The sequence below is a fragment of the Acinetobacter sp. L-24 genome (assembly GCF_056857555.1).
Genome location: NZ_JBSXNI010000040.1, coordinates 174,091 through 196,705 on the forward strand (window position 1 = coordinate 174,091; position 22,615 = coordinate 196,705).

18 protein-coding genes and 2 tRNA genes are annotated in these 22,615 nt (G+C 45.7%); 16 read left to right on the forward strand and 4 right to left on the reverse strand.

Features of this window, described 5'->3' with window-relative positions:
- Nucleotides 1-216: 216 nt before the first annotated feature.
- Nucleotides 217-1,218, reverse strand: coding sequence for a sulfate ABC transporter substrate-binding protein (locus AC13CK_RS07480; RefSeq protein ID WP_425879373.1), 1,002 nt, complete (start codon nt 1,216-1,218; stop codon nt 217-219).
- 393 nt (nt 1,219-1,611) lie between these two features.
- Here AC13CK_RS07480 and AC13CK_RS07485 point away from each other — a divergent pair, with 393 nt between their 5' ends.
- The 5 genes from AC13CK_RS07485 (at nt 1,612) to AC13CK_RS07505 (ending at nt 4,296) form a co-directional block, all read left to right on the forward strand.
- The gene (locus AC13CK_RS07485; protein WP_425879371.1) at nt 1,612-1,914 is read left to right on the forward strand and encodes a hypothetical protein; all 303 of its coding nucleotides are present in this window, start codon (nt 1,612-1,614) and stop codon (nt 1,912-1,914) included.
- Nucleotides 1,915-2,041: 127 nt separating this feature from the next.
- The gene (gltX, locus tag AC13CK_RS07490; protein WP_243474094.1) at nt 2,042-3,550 is read left to right on the forward strand and encodes a glutamate--tRNA ligase; all 1,509 of its coding nucleotides are present in this window, start codon (nt 2,042-2,044) and stop codon (nt 3,548-3,550) included.
- Between the two features lie 57 nt (nt 3,551-3,607).
- Nucleotides 3,608-3,683: transfer RNA gene (locus tag AC13CK_RS07495), tRNA-Ala, on the forward strand.
- Between the two features lie 38 nt (nt 3,684-3,721).
- Nucleotides 3,722-3,797, forward strand: a tRNA-Glu gene (locus AC13CK_RS07500).
- A 157-nt stretch (nt 3,798-3,954) separates the two neighbouring features.
- A complete protein-coding gene (locus AC13CK_RS07505; RefSeq protein WP_004281123.1) occupies nt 3,955-4,296 on the forward strand; it encodes a membrane protein in 342 nt (113 codons plus the stop codon).
- A 76-nt stretch (nt 4,297-4,372) separates the two neighbouring features.
- Here AC13CK_RS07505 and ettA read toward each other — a convergent pair whose 3' ends face one another.
- The gene (gene ettA, locus AC13CK_RS07510) at nt 4,373-6,034 is read right to left on the reverse strand and encodes an energy-dependent translational throttle protein EttA (protein ID WP_004281122.1); all 1,662 of its coding nucleotides are present in this window, start codon (nt 6,032-6,034) and stop codon (nt 4,373-4,375) included.
- A gap of 308 nt (nt 6,035-6,342) precedes the next feature.
- Between ettA and AC13CK_RS07515 the strand changes: the two genes are divergently transcribed.
- The 11 genes from AC13CK_RS07515 (at nt 6,343) to AC13CK_RS07565 (ending at nt 19,408) form a co-directional block, all read left to right on the forward strand.
- Nucleotides 6,343-7,620: an O-acetylhomoserine aminocarboxypropyltransferase/cysteine synthase family protein gene (locus AC13CK_RS07515; protein WP_482831045.1), complete on the forward strand. Its 1,278-nt coding sequence runs from the start codon at nt 6,343-6,345 to the stop codon at nt 7,618-7,620.
- A gap of 295 nt (nt 7,621-7,915) precedes the next feature.
- Nucleotides 7,916-8,803 (forward strand): SDR family NAD(P)-dependent oxidoreductase, encoded by an 888-nt coding sequence (locus tag AC13CK_RS07520; protein WP_004644933.1) that lies wholly within the window; start codon nt 7,916-7,918, stop codon nt 8,801-8,803.
- A 226-nt stretch (nt 8,804-9,029) separates the two neighbouring features.
- The gene (hisIE, locus tag AC13CK_RS07525; protein WP_180037265.1) at nt 9,030-9,812 is read left to right on the forward strand and encodes a bifunctional phosphoribosyl-AMP cyclohydrolase/phosphoribosyl-ATP diphosphatase HisIE; all 783 of its coding nucleotides are present in this window, start codon (nt 9,030-9,032) and stop codon (nt 9,810-9,812) included.
- A gap of 15 nt (nt 9,813-9,827) precedes the next feature.
- On the forward strand, nt 9,828-11,330 hold the full coding sequence (locus AC13CK_RS07530) for a UvrD-helicase domain-containing protein (protein WP_253147983.1): 1,503 nt from the start codon (nt 9,828-9,830) through the stop codon (nt 11,328-11,330).
- Nucleotides 11,331-11,371: 41 nt separating this feature from the next.
- Nucleotides 11,372-12,754, forward strand: coding sequence for an ATP-binding protein (locus AC13CK_RS07535; protein ID WP_425879362.1), 1,383 nt, complete (start codon nt 11,372-11,374; stop codon nt 12,752-12,754).
- Nucleotides 12,755-13,190: 436 nt separating this feature from the next.
- Nucleotides 13,191-16,028 (forward strand): monovalent cation/H+ antiporter subunit A, encoded by a 2,838-nt coding sequence (locus AC13CK_RS07540; RefSeq protein ID WP_482831067.1) that lies wholly within the window; start codon nt 13,191-13,193, stop codon nt 16,026-16,028.
- Between the two features lie 4 nt (nt 16,029-16,032).
- On the forward strand, nt 16,033-16,398 hold the full coding sequence (locus AC13CK_RS07545; protein WP_114541783.1) for a Na+/H+ antiporter subunit C: 366 nt from the start codon (nt 16,033-16,035) through the stop codon (nt 16,396-16,398).
- Nucleotides 16,398-18,206: a monovalent cation/H+ antiporter subunit D gene (locus tag AC13CK_RS07550; RefSeq protein WP_425879360.1), complete on the forward strand. Its 1,809-nt coding sequence runs from the start codon at nt 16,398-16,400 to the stop codon at nt 18,204-18,206. Before AC13CK_RS07545 ends, AC13CK_RS07550 begins: the two co-directional genes overlap by 1 nt.
- A complete protein-coding gene (locus AC13CK_RS07555) occupies nt 18,206-18,724 on the forward strand; it encodes a Na+/H+ antiporter subunit E (protein WP_425879358.1) in 519 nt (172 codons plus the stop codon). The genes AC13CK_RS07550 and AC13CK_RS07555 overlap by 1 nt, the downstream gene beginning before the upstream one ends.
- Complete coding sequence (locus tag AC13CK_RS07560) at nt 18,721-18,996, forward strand: monovalent cation/H+ antiporter subunit F (protein ID WP_005108490.1); 276 nt, start codon at nt 18,721-18,723, stop codon at nt 18,994-18,996. Before AC13CK_RS07555 ends, AC13CK_RS07560 begins: the two co-directional genes overlap by 4 nt.
- Nucleotides 18,997-19,006: 10 nt before the next feature.
- Nucleotides 19,007-19,408 (forward strand): Na+/H+ antiporter subunit G, encoded by a 402-nt coding sequence (locus AC13CK_RS07565; protein ID WP_005108489.1) that lies wholly within the window; start codon nt 19,007-19,009, stop codon nt 19,406-19,408.
- An 85-nt stretch (nt 19,409-19,493) separates the two neighbouring features.
- Here AC13CK_RS07565 and AC13CK_RS07570 read toward each other — a convergent pair whose 3' ends face one another.
- The gene (locus AC13CK_RS07570; RefSeq protein ID WP_004281108.1) at nt 19,494-19,898 is read right to left on the reverse strand and encodes a ribosome-binding factor A; all 405 of its coding nucleotides are present in this window, start codon (nt 19,896-19,898) and stop codon (nt 19,494-19,496) included.
- Nucleotides 19,898-22,606 (reverse strand): translation initiation factor IF-2, encoded by a 2,709-nt coding sequence (gene infB / locus AC13CK_RS07575; RefSeq protein ID WP_114541781.1) that lies wholly within the window; start codon nt 22,604-22,606, stop codon nt 19,898-19,900. The genes AC13CK_RS07570 and infB overlap by 1 nt, the downstream gene beginning before the upstream one ends.
- Between the last annotated feature and the right edge of the window lie 9 nt (nt 22,607-22,615).

A 22,615-nucleotide genomic window follows, 5' to 3' on the forward strand; every position in this document is an offset into this window, starting at 1 on the left:
ATAACTATATGAAATAAAATCATTTATCGCAATTCACCCTACAACATCACAACACGATAAAATGAAAGGTTTTTCTGCATTAATATTATGTTTTTAAAAGAAAAATACTATTTATTATTCTACTTATCTCTAATATATAGAATTTTATGCATTAGATATAAAAAAAATGGATAACACTTTAGCCATTTTCCTTATTCTATTTAGACTACCGCTTACTTATCTTTTTTCATTGTAAATCTGGTCATAAATCGCTCCATTCACAAAATGTGTTTTTTGCGCTTTGGCCCAACCACCAAAGACTTTATCAATGGTGAAGGTCTGGATTTTCGGGAACTGAACCGAATATTTGGCAGCGACTTTAGTATCTCGCGGGCGGAAGAAATATTTCGCCGCAAGCTCCTGCCCTTTTGGTGAATATAAATAGTTCAAATAGCCTTTTGCCAGATGGGTAGTGCCATTTTTATTCACGTTTTTATCGACAATCGCTACCGATGGCTCGGCCAGAATTGAAATCGATGGATAAACGATATCGTACTTGTCTTTACCCAGACCTTGGGTCGCCAGCAAGGCTTCATTTTCCCAGGATAAAAGCACATCCCCAATACCGCGCTCGGCAAACGTCGTCAGTGAACCACGGGCACCAGAGTCGAGCACTTTGACATTTTGATAAAGTTTTTTCACCAGCTCTTTGGCTTTCGCATCATTACCGCCGGGCTGTTTCAGTGCATAACCCCAAGCAGAAAGATAGATCCAACGCGGCGCGCCACCGGTTTTCGGGTTTGGGGTAATAATATCTACACCCGCTTTGGTCAGATCATTCCAGTCTTTGATTTGCTTTGGATTCCCTTTACGCACCAAGAATACAATCGTAGACGTATAAGGTGCCGAATTACTCGGAAACTCTTTTTGCCAACCTTTCTCAATTAAACCTGCATTGACGATTTCTTCGATATCATTGGCCAAAGCCAAAGTCACCACATCGGCCTGTAAACCATCGACCACTGAACGCGCCTGCTTGCCTGAGCCACCATGCGACTGTTTAAAATTAACCGTTTGTCCGGTTTTCTGCTTCCAGAACTTGCCAAATTCTTCGTTATATTCCTGATAAAATTCACGGGTCGGGTCATAAGAGACATTCAGGAAATCTTTGGCAATGGAATTCTGTACTGCTGTTCCCACTGAAATTGTCAAGATTGCGGATGCTATTATTTTTTTCATTTGATGTAACTCATTGTTTATATGACCTGCACTATACAAATCAAAAATAAACATAACAATCATGTATTTATAACAATACCTACAATCTATTTCTGATTTTGAGATATCTTTTAACAATTAAATCCGGATACATATTCTGCTAGAAAAGTAATCTTCTGCTACAATATAAGACAGTTCTTCACGTTCTCTTCACAGTTGTCTGTTAAAAATAGGCCACCAAAACAGGAAATTACGATTTTTGGTAATTTTCCACAGAGTTATATTATTTATTTTGTAAAAAATGTGACTTGGTTCTACTTCTTTATGATCAACTGTGATTAAATTGTAGACAGAGTATTAAAAAAACATTTTTAACAAAATAAAACCAACCAGAAGTAAGGAGGAAGTTTGGATATGAAATTTACATTATTCACAGCCAGCATCCTAAGCCTGATTATTTTGTTCTCGATTCAACTCGGTCATGCCGTCGTTGTGAAGACAGACTTGCCGAAGCCTGCAGTAAGCACTGTTGAAAGCAAGACTTCGCCGATTGAAAAAGCGATTCAGCAACAAAAAACTGAAAAAACACTTCAAACAGAAGATAATCTAAAAGTCTTGACTGCATTTAAAGTCGCACCTTCGCAAAATTTCTTTGCAGAACAGAATTACCGCTTCACCCGCTTTGTCCAAAGTATTTTTTCGAGTGCTCATTCTTAATCAGCATCAACAGCGCTGAATATTCCCGGATTTAAAAGCCACATCATTCAATGTTGAATAAAGCATTAAGTGATGTGGCTTTTTCGCTATAATAGCTGCAATTTTATATCTAAGATTAGATCCGGCTATGACTGTTCGTACTCGTATTGCACCTTCTCCTACTGGTTTTCCGCATGTAGGTACTGCCTATATCGCCTTGTTTAACTTATGTTTTGCTAAACAGCATGGTGGTGAATTCATTCTTCGTATTGAAGATACTGACCAACTGCGCTCAACGTCTGAATCTGAAAAAATGATCCTGGATTCATTGCGCTGGTTGGGTCTGAACTGGTCTGAAGGTCCTGATGTCGGTGGCCCGCATGCGCCGTATCGCCAGTCAGAACGTATGGATATCTATAAAAATTATGCCTTGGAACTGGTAGAGAAAGGCCATGCTTTCTACTGTTTTGCAACTGCAGAAGAACTAGATCAAATGCGTGCAGAACAGCAGGCACGTGGTGAGTCGCCACGTTATGATGGTCGCGGTCTGAATCTCACTCAAGAAGAAGTTGAGCGTCGTTTGGCCGCTGGTGAACCACACGTCATCCGTATGAAAGTACCAACCGAAGGCGTATGTAAATTCAATGACATGCTGCGTGGCGAAGTGGAAATTCCATGGGCGCAAGTAGACATGCAAATCCTGCTAAAAACCGATGGCCTCCCAACCTACCATTTAGCAAACGTAGTAGATGATCATTTGATGCAAATCACCCACGTAATTCGTGGTGAAGAATGGATTCCATCTGCGCCGAAACATCAGTTACTGTATCAATATTTCGGTTGGGACATGCCGGTACTATGCCACATGCCACTGCTGCGTAACCCGGATAAATCTAAGCTGTCTAAACGTAAAAACCCGACCTCAATTAACTACTATAGAGACATCGGTGTACTACCTGAAGCCTTGTTGAACTACCTAGGTCGTATGGGCTGGTCAATGCCAGATGAAAGTGAAAAATTCACTCTGGCAGAAATGATTGAACATTTTGATATCAAACGTGTATCACTTGGTGGTCCGATCTTTGATGTCGAGAAACTAAACTGGTTAAACGGTCAATGGATCAAGGCACTCAGCCCGGCTGAACTTCTAGACACATTATTGGCCTGGAAAGCAGATCGTGCCAAGTTAGAAGAAATTGCGGCTGCGATTCAACCGCGTATTAACCTGCTGTCTGAAGCAGTAAATTGGTCTGCGCATTACTTCAACCACTTCCCGACCCTGTCTAAAGAACAGTTTGAAAGCAAGAAACTGTCGGATGAACAGGTACGTCAAAGTCTTCAATTCGCAATTTGGCGTTTAGAAAGCCTGTTTACTTGGAATAACGACACGGTGAGCCAGACCTTGATGGACTTGGCGACACAGATGGAAATCAAGTTACGTGATTTCATGCCTGCGTTCTTTATTGCGATCGCCGGTTCGACTGCGTCTACACCCGTGATGCAAACGATGGTGACCATTGGTCCTGATTTAACCTTTGCACGTTTACGTCATGCGCTGGAAATTGTCGGTGGTCCAAGCAAAAAAGAGCTGAAAGTCTGGGAAAAACTCAATGAAAGCTTAAAGTTGCCGAAAAATGAAGCAGTTGATCAAGCTTAATTAATTTTTGTGTTGACGTGTGAGCGCGATATCCCTAATATAGCGCTCACACAGACTGGGGTCATAGCTCAGTTGGTAGAGCGCTACAATGGCATTGTAGAGGTCAGGAGTTCGATCCTCCTTGACTCCACCAAATCAAGTCTTGCTTTAGCTGTGTTATTTGCCTCAATTGTCCCTATCGTCTAGAGGCCTAGGACATCGCCCTTTCACGGCGGTAACCGGGGTTCGAATCCCCGTAGGGACGCCATATTCAAGATGACCATAATATATTATGGTCATCTTATAAAAAACCCAAGCATTGCGACTTGGGTTTTTTATTGCCTGTATATTTTATGTTGGGCAATATTTCGGTTTCTTCGCATCTTCCGATAAAATAATCAGTAATTTAGAATTTTGGAGTTGTAATGCAATATCGTTGCCCTAAGTGTCAAAGCCCGAAAATCATGCCAGTGGCCCAGCCAGGTCAAGCAGCTCCACGTCCAGTGGTTCCTAAAAGCTTAATGTTTCTGGTCCCTGCCCTGTTCCTGTTATTATTGCTGGTGATTATTAGTATCGCGATGTGGATTTTTGGCGATGGTGCAGGTACCACTTTACAGACTGCGACTGTGATCGTCTTTATTCTTTCTTTGATCGCAGGTTTTATGTTCTATAAAGATCTACCTGATTTTAAAATTTCAATGCAGGCATTCATGCAAACCCAAAAGAAATGGAAATGCCGTGAATGTAATCATGAGTGGGAAATCTAATTTACCCTCCACCATATAATAAACATAAAAAACCAGCCCTGAGGCTGGTTTTTTTATTTACAAAAGTCGGAGATGATTAAACACCGATTTTACGATATTTTTGACGCTTCGCGACAAGGTCATCACCATCTCGTTTACGACGGTATTCTTCGAATTCAGCATAGTTACCTGTGAAGAATTCAGGTGTTTCACCTTCGAATGACAAGATGTGCGTCGCAATACGGTCCAGGAACCAACGGTCATGCGAGATCACCATCACAGTACCTGGGAATACCAGAATGGCATCCTCAAGTGCACGCAAGGTTTCGATATCCAAGTCGTTCGATGGTTCATCGAGTAGGATAACGTTAGCGCCCATTTGCAGGATTTTCGCAAGTTGTAAACGGTTACGCTCACCACCTGACAATTGACCTACGCGTTTTTGCTGATCTTGGCCTTTGAAGTTAAAGCGACCGATATACGCACGAGATGCGATTTCGTAATCACCAATCTTCAAGATATCTAAACCACCAGACACTTCTTCCCAAACGGTTTTGTTGTTATCTAAGGTGTCACGGATCTGACCGACATAAGCCACTTTAACCGATTCACCCAGCGTTACCGTACCGGTATCTGGTTGCTGTTCACCAGTCATCATACGGAATAGCGTGGTTTTACCTGCACCGTTCTCACCCACGATACCCACAATTGCAGCAGGTGGTACTGTGAAGGTTAAATCCTTGTACAGTAAGCGATCACCAAACGATTTGCTGATGCCTTCAACTTCTACAACCTTGTTGCCCAAACGTGGACCAGGTGGAATGTAGATTTCAGAGGTTTCATTACGCTGTTGGAATTCGCGTGAGTTAAGCTCTTCAAAACGCTCCATACGCGCTTTGTTTTTCTTTTGCTGACCTTTGGCGTTTGAACGAACCCATTCAAGTTCTTTTTTCAATGCTTTAGCAAAAGATTCTTCCTGCTTGTTCTCTTGTTCTAAACGGGCATTTTTCTGCTCAAGCCAAGAAGAGTAGTTACCTTGATACGGAATACCCATACCACGGTCAAGCTCAAGAATCCATTCAGCTACGTTATCCAGGAAGTAACGGTCGTGCGTAATCGCAACGATGGTACCCGGGAAGTCTTTCAAGAAACGTTCCAACCAAGATACAGATGAAGCATCTAAATGGTTCGTCGGTTCATCGAGAAGCAACATGTCTGGTTTAGACAGAAGTAAACGGCAAAGTGCCACACGGCGGCGTTCACCACCTGAAAGCTTAGATACATCTGCATCCCAAGCAGGCAGGTTCAATGCTGCAGCCGCTTGATCCATCTGGTTGGCAAGGTTATGCGCATCCCAAGTCTGGATAATCGCTTCAAGCTTCTCTTGCTCTTTCGCAAGTGCATCGAAATCTGCATCTTCTGCTGCATATTCAGCAAAGACTTCATCAAGACGTGCTAAAGCATCAAGCGGTTCACGCAAACCATCTTCGACGTTACCACGAACGTCTTTGGTCTCATCTAAAGGTGGTTCTTGCTCAAGATAACCGATTTTTGTACCCGGTTGCGCACGTGCCTCACCAGAGAAATCTTTATCTACGCCCGCCATAATACGAAGCAAGGTAGATTTACCTGCACCGTTTAAACCAAGCACACCAATTTTAGCGCCCGGGAAAAATGATAAGGAGATGTCTTTCAGGATTTCGCGCTTAGGCGGAACCATCTTCGACACTCGGTTCATCGTGTAAATATATTGGGCCACGTAGGACTCCTCAACTGAAAAACCAAATGGGGTTAAAACAACTACCCCAGCTCAAAAATGAGCGAAAAAATAATCGGCTATTATACGCAGAAAGCTGCGAAAACATAAGCCATTGCCATGAACTTCAATGCATTGTTACAAGTTTATTACTGATGTTTTTTTAAACAGTTGTTTTCAGTAAAATAAATGACTCAAATCCAGGTCGATATATGAATATTTCATATATTTATTTCAATAAAATTGCACTTTTACTCATATGTGAAAATGCTACACTCAAGCCATAAACTTAAACAAGAAGACCAAACAGAATGAGTTATAAAGCAGAAACTCTTGCGATTCATGCAGGTTATACCCCTGAAGCAACCACCAAAGCTGTGGCAGTGCCGATTTACCAAACCACGTCTTATGCCTTTGACAATACTCAACATGGGGCCGATCTCTTTGATTTAAAGGTTCAGGGCAATATCTATACCCGAATTATGAACCCGACCACTGCGGTTCTGGAACAACGTGTTGCAGCACTGGAAGGCGGGATCGGAGCACTGGCTTTGGCCTCTGGCATGGCTGCGATTACCTATGCCATTCAGACCATTTCTGAAGCTGGTGACAACATTGCTTCTGTGTCAACGCTATATGGCGGTACCTATAACCTGTTTGCCCATACCCTGCCAAAACAGGGCATTGAAGTCCGTTTCTTTGATTATGAAAAGCCGGAAAGTCTGCGCCAGCTGATTGACGAAAAAACCAAACTGGTTTTTGTGGAATCGATTGGTAACCCACTGGGTAATATTATTGATCTGGAAGCGATTGCTAAAATTGCGCACGAATATGGCGTGCCGGTCATTGTCGACAATACCGTTGCCACCCCAGTACTACAAAAATCTTTCGACTTTGGTGCAGATATTGTGGTGCATTCCCTGACCAAATATATCGGTGGTCATGGCAATTCAATTGGCGGCATCATTGTGGATAGCGGTAAATTCCCTTGGGGTAAATATCCTAAACGTTTCCCTGCCCTGAATACGCCTGATCCAAGCTACCATGGCGTGAACTATGTCGAAGTTTTGGGGGAAGCAGCATATATCGCACGTGCGCGTGTAGTGCCACTGCGTAATACCGGCGCTGCGATCAGTCCACAGAATGTATTCCTGATTCTGCAAGGTCTGGAAACCTTAAGCCTACGGATGGAACGTCATACTGAAAACGCACTGAAAGTCGCTGAATATCTGCAAAAACATCCTAAAGTGAAATGGGTTAATTATGCGGGCCTGAAAGATCACCCACAGCATGCCTTGGCACAGAAATATGTGAAAGGTAAACCGTCTGCCATTCTGACCTTTGGGGTAGAACATGGTCTCGAAGGCGGCACATGTTTTATTGATGCCCTGCAATTGTTCACGCGTCTGGTCAATATCGGCGACGCTAAAAGTCTGGCCTGCCATCCGGCGACCACTACACATCGTCAGCTGAATGCCGAGGAGTTAAAATCGGCAGGTGTCAGTGAGGATATGGTACGTTTATCCATTGGAATTGAACATATTGATGACCTGATTGCCGATCTAGAACAGGCGCTGGCGGCCGTTTAAAAAGGTGCCCGAGCCGCTTCGAAACCTCATCATTTTGGTGAGGTTTTTTTATTTATTTTCTAAAACAGCCACTTGCTTTGCTTTTTATTTTCATGTTAAAAGTTAAATGAAAGAGTGAACACAAATAGAGCAATTACTCTAATTTTTATTTTAATTTCAATAGTTTAATTTATAGATTTTCTTGAAGAATTGGTTATCATATCTGGACTCACCTTCGCTCTCATCTTCTGTTAGAGCGCTATAGATCTTTAATAAAAATAATTTGAACGCTGACTTCAAATTAGGGATAACAAACGTGAAAACTAGACTACACAAACAACTGGAAAAACGTGTTGCAGGTAAAACCGTCCTGATTACCGGTGCATCCAGCGGTATTGGTTTAACGACAGCACATCAACTGGCTGATGCAGGTGCCCATGTTTTACTGGTAGCCCGTACTCAGGAAACCCTAGAACAAGTAAAATCAGAAATTGAAGCCAAAGGCGGCAAAGCCTCAATCTTTCCATGTGATTTAAACAATATGGAAGCGATTGATGAAGTTTCCAAACAGATTATTGCCTCAGTCGATCATATTGATATTCTGATCAATAATGCAGGACGTTCGATTCGCCGTGCCGTACATGAGTCGGTAGATCGTTTTCATGATTTTGAACGTACCATGCAGCTGAACTATTTCGGCGCGGTGCGTCTGGTGATGAATATCCTGCCGCAAATGATGATTCGTCGCGCGGGTCATATTATTAACATCAGTTCGATTGGCGTACTGGCCAATGCCACCCGTTTTTCGGCCTATGTCGCATCAAAAGCTGCGCTGGACGCCTTTAGCCGCTGCCTGTCTGCAGAAGTGCATTCGCATAAAATCGCAATCACGTCGATCTATATGCCTTTGGTGCGCACCCCGATGATTGCGCCGACCAAAATCTATAAATATGTACCGACGCTTTCTCCGGAACAGGCGGCTGACCTGATTGCCTATGCGATTGTGAAACGTCCGAAGAAAGTGGCGACCGGTTTGGGCCGTCTGGCTTCCATTACCTATTCAATTGCACCGGATATCAACAATGTCTTGATGTCGATTGGCTATAACCTGTTCCCAAGTTCAACTGCATCTGTGGGTCAGCCACAAAAATTAAACTTGGTGCAAAAAGCATATGCACGTCTGTTCCCGGGCGAACACTGGTAATTTTTCATACGGATAATTGAATCACAATACGAGCCGCCAACCAGGCGGCTTTTCTCTGTCTCATTTTTGCAAGATCTGAAATAAAGTGGACTGATTTAAAAAACCACGACACAGCCTGTCCTGATCAACACAGATTTTTGCCGCAAATGCTGCGAGATCACGTACACTATCAGCGGATATTTCCTATCCGTATTTTTATATTTTGATTGAAATGATGGAAACCCTTATGAACAACGCGCAATGGCTCGATGAAGTAAAATTTAACGAACAAGGATTAGTCCCTGCCATTGCCCAGCATCATCAAACTGGACGTGTGTTGATGGTAGCCTGGATGAACCGTGAAGCTTTGGCTTTAACTGCCGAAAAAAATCAGGCAGTGTATTTCTCTCGTTCACGCAGCAAGTTATGGCATAAGGGCGAAGAATCAGGACATTTTCAGACCGTACATGAAATCCGTCTGGACTGTGATGCCGACGTGATTGTGCTGCAAATTGAACAGCATGGTGGTATTGCCTGCCATACCGGCCGTGAATCATGTTTCTATCGCAAGCTCACGCCAATGGGCTGGGAAATTGTCGATGCACAGCTGAAAGATCCGTCTGCGATTTATGGTGAAAAATCCACGAATCCGCATACGCTGGCGATGCAAGCGTCAACCGCGCAATCTGAGCAGGTCGAAGTCCTGTCTTATCTGGGCCAGATGATGGCAGAACGCAAACAGGCCGATCCGGACTCCTCTTATGTGGCCAAGCTGTATCATAAAGGCCTGAACAAGATTCTGGAAAAAGTCGGTGAAGAAAGCTTTGAAACCGTGCTGGCAGCCAAAGACTTTGATCAGGACGCTTCGGCAGACCATAAAAATGATCTGATCTATGAAGTGGCAGATCTGTGGTTCCATACCATCGTGATGCTGGGTTATTTCGACCTGGATGTGCAATTGGTATTAAATGAACTGGCACGCCGCCAAGGCTTGTCCGGTCTGGTCGAAAAAGCCAACCGTCAGCATTAAGCCTTGAATTCATCTGTGTCTGATTTAAAAAAACCGACCGCGACCTATGAGCAGGCCACTGCCATTGATAACGCACGTCTGGGCAAATCCTTTAAAGTGATTGCCTATGCAGGCACAGGTAAAACCACGACCCTGCAAATGATCAGTGATGCCATGCCACAAAGACGTGGCATGTATCTGGCTTTTAACAAGGCCATTGCCAGTGAAGCACAGGCCAAGTTTCACCGGGGTGTCGATTGCCGTACTTTTCACTCGCTGGCATTTCGCAGTGTTCCACGTGGAGTCACCGACAAACTGCGCTTGCCACGCTTGAGTCCAAGTTTTATTGCCAAAGAATACCGGCTTGAACCGATGACCATGCGCCGTATGATGGGTGGGCGTTATGAAAAATATGTCTTGATGCCTTCGCGTCTGGCAAGTTTGGTTGCCAATGCGGTCGGCTATTTCTGCTCGACCAGTTCGCAATACCCTGCCCCACGGCATATTCAGGCGCCGAGCTGGTTGCATCCGGATGATATCGAGACTTTACAGAAGAAACTTTATCCGGCAGTCGAACGACGCTGGCTAGAGTCGATTGATCCAAATCATCAGGCCGGCATCGGTCATGACATTTATCTGAAGCTCTGGGCGCTGTCCGAGCCAAATATCCCGGCCGATTATGTACTATTCGATGAAGCTCAGGATGCCGATCCCTTAATGCTGGGAATTCTACTGAAACAGCGCAGCACCCAGGTGATTTATGTCGGAGACGCGCATCAGCAGATTTATGCCTGGCGTGGCGCAGTCAATGCCATGCAGCAACTGCCCTTACCTGAATCGCGCCTGACCACCTCATTTCGTTTTGGTCCTGAAATTGCCCTGAATGCCAATGCCATTTTAGGTGCCTTAAATGAAACTGTGCCTTTACTCGGCAATCCGCAATTAGACTCTAAAGTCGTGAATAAACCGCATACCAAAATGCGCGATGCAATTTTATGCCGGACCAATGCTCGTGCAATGGAATTGTTATTAGCGGGTTTAGTTCGTGGCGATAAAGTCAGCCTGCAAGCCGATCACGTCAAACTGAATCGTTTTGTCGATGCGGCTGCCATGCTGAAACAGGGCAAACGTGTGGTTGATGTGCCGGAACTGGCCTGGTTCAACTCCTGGCATGATGTCCATGAATACTGTGAAACTAATGAAGGCAGTGACATCAAGCCACTGGTCAAACTGGTGGACGAACATGGCACCGATCCGCTGAAAAAAGCTCTGGCTAAAATCACACCAATTGCCCAGGCCGACTATATTATTTCCACGGCACACAAGGCCAAAGGTCTGGAATGGGATCGGGTTCATATTGAAGATGACTATCAGTTTAAGCTGAATGAAAAAGACCATAAAATTAGTGATGAAGAATTAAGATTACTTTACGTGGCCTGTACACGTGCTAAAGTGAGTTTAAATATTCATCACATTTATGACCTGATTCAGCAACTGAAAATCAAGATGCCGCAGTCGCTTCGGCAGGCAGTCGGTTAAAGTGCATGGCATGGATGTAAACATCATGGGACAGGTGATCTATGCACATCCAAGCGTTTCAACTGAAACACACACTGCATTTTTCCGACATTCAGCTTCAGTTTAATTATCCGCAATGCCCGGCCACCTTGATTCTGGGCAATCAGGGAACTGGCAAAACTACGCTTTTACGTTTTAGCTATCAGGCACTGACCTGGTTTGCAGCCCGTTATCGCGACAGCCGTGCTGCAGGTCTGGTGATGCAAGATCAGGACATCATGCAAAACCGGCTGCAATCCAAAATTGACATCCGGATTGGTTTTCCTGAAGAGATGGGCAGCTTGCCAGAATCCAGTCAGTCTGAGCCTGCGAACCTACAAAGCTGTTCATGGCAAATCTACAAGACCCTAAACAGTCAGGGTCTGGGTTTTAGCAAAGCAGAAACCTCACAGCTTGAAAGCATGCTCAGCCTGTATCACAAAGCCCGCTTGCACGATCCCCTGCTCGGTTTGCCGCTAATTGCCTATTATCCGGCTGAACGCTTTACCAATGAAGTCAATCTGCTCAGCAAAAATAACCCGGCCATTCTCCAGTCCGCACATGCTTATGAAATCGCTGCGATTCCTTTCACCACCTTTGCCCGTTTTTTTGAATGGTTTCGTGAAATCAGTGATATTGAAAATGCGCAAAGTGCCAAGATTATGGATCAGATTTTGTCGCGTGCCTTGCAGCAGTCTGAAAACATTCGCGCAGATGAACTGGCCCGGCAGATCGAGAAAGCCCAGGCACATCTGCATGCACCGAATCTCACCGCTTTAAAACAGGCTCTGTCACTGATCCTGCCAGAAGTCAGTCAAATTTATTTAAAATATCAGCCCAAGCTGCAATTGATGGTGACCTATCAGCAACAAACTTTCACGTTCCAGCAACTGCCCAACAGTATCCGCAACTGGATTGCGCTGGTGGGTGACATTGTACGGCGGCTTTGTCTGTTGAATACCAACAGTTTATTCCCGTGTCAGGAAGGTACAGGCGTTTTGTTGATTGATGCAATTGATCATCAACTGGATCAGGAGATGGCAGCAGTGATCCTGTCACGCCTGCATCAGGCTTTTCCTAACTTGCAGATTATTGCGACCGGCAACCGGCCTGAATTACTGGAACAGGCGCAAGGCTTTCAATGTCTGAAACTGGAAAATAAACAGCTGCACCCCATTCATCTTGAAAGTATGAAAACCCAGTTTGATCAGATCTACGCAGAGCTGGAATTGCAGCGAAATAAAGATATCTCGCCTGAAGATACTTTACTGGAAACGGTCACCGAACCCATCACACCGCTTGCTGTATTGCAAATGATTCAACAACAGTTAAATCCGGAACAGCAACAAGAATTGCTCGCTTTACTTGCTCAGGAGCATCATCCGACGCTACCTCAGTCGCTCTAAACAGATTCAAAAAAATAAGAGCGACTGTTTGAGTAAACAAGGAAGCCTTTTCAGCATTCTCTTTTTGCCCTGATTAAACTATTTTGAGTCAAATTTACAATCAATGCCTGCAATTTAATCTTAATTTTCGGTCATTTCTGGATGATCTGTTTAAGCATGCAGCGCCTGTTAAATCCGAGCCGGCGTATAATTTATAAGTTCCACATAAAAACGTTGATGTTGTTGTTATCCTGTAATATGATCGGTTTTATTTGCGAATTTCATTGTAAAATCGGAATTTGCTATCGTTTATAAGTTGCGCAATACAACTGTTTTATATTCTTTTTGAATATTCTTTTGGCTTTCAAGATTGAGAAGTTTGGGTCGCTCCTTGGGGTCCTGTAATCCTTGAAAGATAAAGATTCACCTTAGGTTGATCAAAACCTAAATCATGACAATGGATACGAGTGTGCTGCCGATTATTATATTGTTACCGTTAGTATTAGGCACAACCCTTGTCTCGTGGCTGAAGCAATTTTCGCGCGGGGTAACGGCTTTAGGGGCAATTGGTGTCAGCCTCAGCAGTTTCTTATTATTATTGAGTCAGGCGCCCGCCATATTTGATGGTGCAGTGATTACCCAGACCTGGTCCTGGCTGCCCCAGCTCGGCATCGATTTCAGTTTTCGCCTGGATTCTCTGGGACTGCTGTTTGCCTTGCTGATCAGCGGAATTGGTACACTGATTTATATTTATGCCTATTATTATCTCAATCCAAAAAATTCACTGAGCAAACTGTATCTCCTGCTGATGCTATTTATGGCGGCGATGCTCGGAATTTCATTGTCGAATAACCTGATTATCTTATTGATTTTCTGGGAACTGACCAGTATTTCATCTTTCCTGCTGGTGGGTTACTGGAGCAATTACGAAGCGGCGCAACGTGGTTCGCGTATGGCCCTGACCATTACCGGAATGGGTGGTCTGGCGATGCTGGGCGGTTTTGTCCTGCTTGGTCAAATTACCGGCACTTATCAGCTTGACCAAATCCTGACGATGACTGAGCAGATTCAGTCCCATCATTTATTTGTTCCAACCTTGTTGCTGATTTTACTTGGTGCCTTTACCAAAAGTGCGCAGTTCCCGTTCCACTTCTGGTTGCCGAATGCCATGGCTGCACCGACACCGGTCTCTGCCTATTTGCACTCGGCCACCATGGTCAAAGCCGGTTTATTCCTGGTCGCACGTTTGCTCCCGATCTTTGCCGGCGCTGCACTGTTTCATAATATTGTGACCTTTGTTGGTCTGTTTACCCTGTGCATGGCCTCCTTCTTTGCCATTTTTAAGGAAGACCTGAAAGGCTTGCTCGCCTATTCCACCATCAGCCATTTAGGTCTGATCATGTGTCTGCTCGGGATTGGTTCACCATTGGCTGTTGCAGCAGCGATTTTCCACATTATTAACCATGCCACCTTTAAAGCGGCACTGTTTATGATTGCCGGCATCATCGATCATGAATCTGGTACCCGTGACTTACGTAAATTGTCTGGCTTGTGGCAATTACTGCCATTTACCGCCACGCTGACCATGATCACGGCAGCATCCATGGCGGGTGTACCCTTGACCAATGGTTTCCTGTCCAAGGAAATGTTCTTTACCGAACTGGTCGCCAGTTTAAGTGGTCCACTTATGGTCGGCTCTGCTACTGTCGCGACACTGGCCGGGATTTTTGCGGTGGCTTATTCCATTCGACTGGTGCATGGAGTCTTTTTCGATGGTCCGCTAGGCAAACAGGTCCCAAATAAAGATGCACATGAGCCTGCCTTTGGTATGCGCGCACCGGCAACCTTATTGGCAATTTTATGTATTTTAGTCGGTCTATTACCCGCTCTTCTAGTAGAAAAAATTGTCAATAGCACCACTCAAGCGACAACCCAAAATTTTGATTTTGAAGGTACCCATCTGGCGCTTTGGCATGGTTTCAACCTGCCGCTGCTGATGAGTGTGATCGCTCTGCTCGGCGGAATAATCTTTTACTTTTCTCTCGCCAAAGGTGGCGCCTTACGTGAAATCGACTTGGATCCAAAACTGGGCCGCTTACAGGGCCGGGTGCTGTTCGACCTGTTTTTGAAAAATTTGCTGCTGAATTCACGCCGTTTCCGCCGTACCACTGAAAATGGCAAATTACAAAGCTATTTATTGTGGATTGTGATTTTTACCATCGGGCTGGTGGGATTCCCATTACTCAGCAATGCGGTGGGTACGGGTACGCGCGAGCTGACCCATGCTCCTGCCTTGGCGATTATCCTGTGGTTACTGCTGTTCTCCGCCTGCTGGATGCTGCTGTGGTTCCATCATGAGCGCATTAAAGCTGTCCTCATTAGCGGTGCAGTCGGTCTGGTCGTCACCATGGTCTTTATCGGCTTCTCGGCTCCCGATCTGGCGCTGACCCAGATTACGGTCGATGTGGTCACCACTGTTCTGCTACTGATGAGTTTATCTTTACTGCCACAATTAACTCCGTATGAATCGAGCCCGACCCGTCGCTGGCGCGATGCCATTATTGCCTTGGGCGGCGGTCTCGGGATTGCGGCAATTGCCTGGCTGATCATGACCCGTGATCACAATTCCATTTCATGGTTCTTCCTGCAACAGTCCATTCCTCTGGGCGGCGGAACCAATGTGGTGAATGTGATTCTGGTCGACTTCCGTGGTTTCGATACCTTTGGCGAAATTACCGTACTCGGCATTGCAGCCATTGGTGTTCTGAGCCTGATGGATGGCATGCGTGCGCATGGCACCACCATGACCCAAGGACTGACCTATCGTTTTAATCCTTCCCCGCTGATGTTGCGTATTACCGCATCCTGGATTTTGCCGGTCGCGCTGGTAGTCAGCCTGTATATCTTTATGCGTGGCCATAACCTGCCAGGCGGTGGATTCATTGCCGGACTGGTGACGTCACTGGCACTTATTATTCAATATATCGCAGTGGGACAGGACAAAACCGAACAGTTGCTGGGCGCTAAATCCGGTCGTCTCTATGAAATCTGGATTGGAGTCGGCTTAACCATTGCCGGTTTGACCGGTGTCGCGGCCTGGTTCTGGTCACGTCCATTCCTGACCAGTGCACATATTTATGTCTCTCCGCCCATCATTGGAGAAATGCATTTAGCTTCGGCTGCACTGTTTGATGTCGGCGTCTATGTCACTGTTGTCGGTGCGACCATGCTGATGATTTCGGTCTTGGGCGATTCACGTCACTCAAGCATGACTGGCCCCGTACCAAGAGGATAATAGAATGATCAGTTTAGAATTTTTATTAGCCTCTGCGATTGGCCTGCTGACAGCCACAGGCATTTATCTGATCCTGCGGGCGCGTACCTTCCCGGTGGTGTTGGGCTTGGCCATGATTGGTTATGCGGTCAACCTGTTTTTATTTGCCATGGGCCGGATTCAGATGAATTCGCCTGCAGTATTAACCGAAGCCGCGAATGTGACTGACCCTCTACCTCAGGCACTGGTGCTGACGGCCATCGTGATTGGCTTTGCCACCACTGCCTTTATTGTCCAACTGGCACTGCGTAGCCGCTACGAATCAGGAACAGACCACGTTGACTCAAAAGAAGATATCCCCCAGATTGATCCACGTGAGGATGAGCCTTAATGACTGATCTTCTCAATTTCTGGACTCAACATACTCCTATTTTCAGCATTCTTTTGCCGGCCTTTACCGCTTTTGCCTTGGTACTTTTGGGAAATCCGGGTGCAGGCTCTCTGATCACGGACTGGCGTCAACCCTGGCGTCGTGGTATCAGCCATCTCTCGGGAATCTTGGGCCTGATCATTGCCGTTAGCTATCTGATAAACAGCAGCGAGGGCCAAATCAGCGTATACACCCTCAGCGAATGGGCAGCACCATTCGGGATCGTGCTGGTGCTGGATCAGCTCTCGGCCATGATGCTGGTGTTGACCTATGCGCTCGCCTTGCCTGTGGTCTGGTATGCCAGCAAAGAATGGGACTTACGCGGCCGTTATTTCCATGCCATGGTGCATTTCCTGCTGATGGGTCTGACTGGTGCATTCCTGACAGGCGATTTGTTCAACCTGTTTGTGTTCTTTGAAATTTTGCTGATGGCGTCTTATGTACTGCTGTTGCATGGACAAGGTAAGGCACGTTTTCAGCTGGGAATTCACTATGTCACCATTAACCTGCTGGCGTCTGCGCTATTCCTGATTGGACTCGGGATGATTTATGGCAGTGTCGGTAGCCTGAATATGGCCGATGTGGCCCGTTTGATGCCAACACTTGCAGAAGATCAGCATAAACTGGCCGTTGCCGGTGGCTTGATGCTCTTCGTGGTATTTGGAATCAAAGCAGCAATGCTGCCGGTGGGTTTCTGGTTACCCAAAACCTATGCGGTGGCCACGACTCCTGTAGCAGCGCTCTTTACTATCATGACTAAAGTCGGGATTTATGCAATTTTGCGTATCAACGGCACGGTTTTTGATGATGAATATAGCCATCAGATTCTGATGAACTGTCTGCTGGTGATTGGTCTGGTCACATCCGTCTATGGGGTAATCTGTGCAATTGGCACCGAACGTCTGCGCCGTTTTGTCGGTTTTATGGTGCTGTCTTCAGTCGGAACGATTCTGGTGGCCATTGGCCTGAATAATACTGCAGCCTGGGCGGGTGCGCTGTATTATCTGGTACACAGTACCCTGATTGCGGCCGCATTTTATATTCTGTCGGGCTGGATTACCTCGCAGCGCGGTGAATTTAAAGATCATTTTAAAATCGCCCCACTGATGAAACAGAATAAGCTAGTTTCGATTGTCTATTTCATCATCGCCTTGATGATGGCAGGCCTGCCACCGTTTAGTGGATTTTTCGGTAAAGTCTTTATTTTGCAGGCTTCTGCTAATTCAGATTATCAGATGATTATTATCCTGACCATTTTGCTGGTAAGTTTTCTCAGTATTCTGGCTTTTACCCGGGTCGGTTTTATCCTGTTCTGGCGTTCGAGCAGACCTGAAGATGATCTTGATTCTGAAGAGTTTCATAAATATGAAGCCCTACCGAGTAAAGCACCGGCACGCAATGACCGGGTGATTTATATATTGCTGGCAGGCTTAACCGCCTACGTGGTGTTTGCCGGACCGATCTATCAATATAATTATCAGACTGCGGAACAGATCAAAAACAATTCGGTCTATGAAGCCGCGCTGTTAAAACCGGATGCAGAAGGTCAGTTTATTAGCGTCCAGCCATTCGATCCGAAGTATTTGCCAGAAACCAAATATGGTGGTGAGGTGATAGATCCTAATGCGCATCTAATTCCTTATGTGATTTCAGAAGCGACCTTGAAGGGTGAAAATATTTCTGAATTCAAGCAACGCCAGATTGACCAGCAGCACATTGAACAGACCGAATATGATGATAATCAACTTAAACCGGCGGAGGGACCTTAATGGCTGAATCATTATTTCAACGCTGGTTCCCGCATCCGCTGGTTTCTGTGATTGTGGGACTGAGCTGGGTTTTACTGGCACACAGCCTGGACGCTGGAACATTGCTGATGGCCTTGCTACTCGCGGTGATCATTCCACGTATGGTCGAACCCTTTATTGACTATACCCCGAATATCCAGTGGACTCCTGCCCTGCGCCTGTTCTTTGTCGTAGTTTGGGACATTGTTGTAGCCAATATTAAAGTGGCCAAACTGGTGCTAGGACCGACGAAGAATCTGCATCCAAAATGGTTCCGTGTGCCTTTAGATACCGAACATGAAGAAGTCAACACCTTGCTGGCGATGATTATTACCACTACACCGGGCACGGTATCTGCAGGGATTGACCAGGATCGTGGTGATATTCTGGTACATGCCTTAAGCACAGATGATGAAGCGGCCGAAATCGAGCTGATTAAGCAGCGCTATGAACGCCCGCTCATTGAGATTTTTAATGCACGATCAGGAGAAAAAGCATGACAATTCTACCTTATGCATTATTGATTTGTCTGGGTGCGGTCACCATCTCCATGTTACTGTGTCTGATCCGGCTGATTACCGGTCCCTCTATTGTTGATCGCCTGTTGGCACTGGATACCCTGTTCCTAAATGCCACCTGTCTGGTGGTGATTTTGGGTATTTACTGGAGCAGCACATTTCTGTTTGAAGGCGCTCTCTTGGTCGCGATGCTGGGCTTTGTCTCTACCGCAGCCTTGGCGCGTTATTTCACCACTGGCCATGTCATCGACTAGGAGTTTTTAAATGTCTTTAATTTTAGAAATACTGGTGTCGATTTTTCTATTGATTGGTGCTTTCTTTATGCTGGTTGGCGGAATCGGGATGGTGCGCTTACCCGATCTGTTCATGCGTCTGCATGCACCGACCAAATCCAGTACTTTGGGCCTCGGCAGTTTTTTAATTGCGGCGATGATTTTCTCTGCCATGTATGGCCGTTTCGGTTTTGCTGAAGTGCTGATTACCCTGTTCGCCTTTATCACTGCGCCAGTATCTGCCAATCTGATGGCACAGGCTGCATTACATTTGCGTTTACGTTCTTTGAGTGGTGAAGTACCGGAAACGCTAGAACGCCCCCTGCCTTGGCAGCGTTCACGCCGTCGTACCTTTTATGAAAAGAAAATCAATCGCAATGATGATTTAGATTAATTGAGCAAGCGATTCCAGTTCTCCCAAATCTCAAAATAGAGAGATAAAAAAAGCCACCCGAAGGTGGCTTTTTTAGTCCTAAAACTTATTCATCATCTTTTTTTGCTTCAGCTTCAGGTAAGTCCTTCACTGCTTCAGCGATCAGACCAAACATATAGTTACCATATGCATTGGTCTTATCGTAATGGAAACGTAGACGAGGCGTAATACGGGTTTTGATACGACGACTCAGCTCGTGGCGCAGGAAACCAGATGCTTTGTTCAACACATCCAGAGTTTCTTTATTGGCCTCTTGGCTTTGCTCATCGCCAAGTTCACGTCCCATCACAGTGACATAAACTTCCGCATATCCCAGGTCTGGGCTCACCTTCACCGCAGAGATGGTCACCAGACCACCTAAGCGTGGATCTTTCAGCTCCTGACGGATCAGTTCGGACAACTCGCGTTGTACTGTATCCGCCATACGCTTCAGACGTTGACTACCCGCCATTAAAGACTCCGTTTAATCAGTTGAACATCGTACACTTCGATCTTATCAAGTGCTTTGATGTCTTTATAGCCTTTCACCGCAAGACCACATTCCATACCGGCACGAACTTCTTCAACCACTTCTTTGTAGCGACGAAGAGATTCAAGCTCGCCCTGGAACACAACCACGTCATCACGTAATACACGAATCGGTTTGTTACGATGCAATACGCCTTCAAGTACCATACAGCCCGCAGCCGCACCAAACTTACTTGAGTGGAATACTTCACGTACTTGTGCAACACCCAGAATCGTTTCACGATGTTCTGGTGCAAGCTTACCGCTCATTGCTGCTTTCACATCATCAATCAATTGATAGATGATTGAGTAATAACGAATGTCGATACTGTCTGCATCTGCTTTTTGACGCGCAGCGTTATCCGCACGTACGTTAAAGCCAAGTAGAACTGCTTCTGAAGATTCAGCCAGTGTCACGTCAGACTCAGTGATCGCACCTACACCAGAACCGATGATACGTACTTTAACTTCGTCAGTCGCAAGCTCAGCAAGTGCAACGTGTAATGCTTCCAAGGTACCACGTACGTCAGTTTTCAACACAACGTTCACGATAGGCACATCTTTCTTGCCCATAGACGCCATGATGTTTTCAAGACGCATTGCAGATTGACGCTCAAGACGTTTTTGACGTTCACGATCCATACGCGCATCGGCAACTTCACGTGCTTTCTTCTCGTCACTCACCACAAGAACTTCGTCACCCGCCATTGGTGCTTCTGGAAGACCCAGAATTTCCACCGGAATCGAAGGACCTGCAGATTTGATACGCTGACCATTTTCATCCGTCATCGCACGAACGCGACCATAAGATGAACCGGCAAGAACGAGATCACCTACTTTCAATGTACCGTTTTGAACCAGAATAGACGTTACCGCACCACGGCTGTTGTCTACACGTGCTTCAATTACGACACCTTGTGCAGCGCCTTCTTCCGATGCTTTAAGCTCTAGAAGTTCAGCTTGAATCGAAATAATATCAAGAAGTTCATCAATGCCTTGACCAGTATGTGCAGAAACCATTGCTACTGGAACGTCACCACCCCATTGTTCTGGCACGATTTCTTTCACAGTCAATTCATTCAATACGCGATCTGGATCAGCAGATTCTTTATCCATCTTGTTGATTGCAACAATGATTGGTGTACCTGCAGCACGTGCATGGTCAATTGCTTCTGCAGTTTGTGGCATTACACCATCATCTGCTGCAACAACCAGAACCACGATATCTGTTGCTTTCGCACCACGTGAACGCATTGCAGTAAATGCTGCGTGTCCCGGAGTATCAAGGAATGTAATCATACCTTTATCAGTAGTTACATGGTAAGCACCGATATGCTGTGTGATACCGCCCGCTTCCCCAGCAGCCACTTTGGCACGACGAATACGGTCAAGCAGCGATGTCTTACCATGGTCAACGTGACCCATAATGGTAACAACAGGCGCACGCGTAGATTGCGCACCACGTGCTTCTTCAGCTGCTTCAAGCAAGTTATCTTCAGCTTGTGTATCAGAAACCAGTACCGGGTTATGGCCCATTTCCTCAACAACAAGTGCAGCAATTTCTTGATCAATCGCCTGGTTCTGAGTAACCAATTCACCCATTTTCATGAGTGATTTAATCACTTCACGAACCTTAACTGCCATTTTCGCAGCCAAGTCAGCAACGACAATCGTTTCACCGATTTCAACATCGTAAACCTGTTTTTTCACAGGTTTTTCGAAGCCGTGCTTGTTGCCCTGGCTAGTTTTTAAACCGCGCTTAGGCTGTTTGCTGAAGCTTTGCTCTTCCTGACCACGACGACCACCTTTTTTAGGTGCACGCGCGCTCGGCGTATTCGTACCACGTTTGATTTCGCGGTCTTCTTTGGCAAAAGAGTCTTCATATGCCTGACCAACAAGGCCGGCAGCCAGAGGAGAATCATCAACAACACGAATCGTTGCAGTGGTATCTTCCGCGGTGTACTTGGACGCCATTTGACGCATTTGTTCAAGCGTACGTTGCTGCGCTTCTTCAGCCGCTTTACGACGTGCCGCTTCTTCAACAGCTTTTAATTTTGCTGCTTCTGCTTCACGTGCCTTTTTCTGTTCAGCGGTTTCAGTTGGTTTAACAACTTGCTTCACAATCGGCTTGTTGGTTGATTTGCGTTTTACCACAACTGCAGCTTTAGAAACTTCTTGCTTGTCGCTGGTTTGCTTTGCAGCAGCACGCATCGCCTCTAAAGCTTTATTCGCGTTATTTACGCCAGTTTTTGGAGCTTCAGCAGAAGCAGCTTGCGCTGTATTCTGTTCAGGCGCAGCTTTGGCCTGTTGCTCAGCCTTGGCTTTCGCCAATGCTTCTGCTTTGATCTGTTCTGGATCCGGCTTAACAAATGTATGCTTCTTGCGAACTTCTACATTAATCGTTTTCGCCTTACCTGAAGTACTGGCTACTTTAGCCGTACTAGTCGTTTTACGTTTCAACGTGATTTGCCCTGCTTGGCTTTCTGAACCCTGTGACTTTTTCACATGGCTCATCAAGCTGTCTTGTTGTTCGGTGGTAATAATATCGTCAGCTTTACGCTGTGGTAAACCTGCCTCACGAACCTGCTCTAGGAGCTTCTCAACTGGACGACCCACATTGAGGGCTAACTCTTTAATCGACTTGTCCGTCATATACTACCT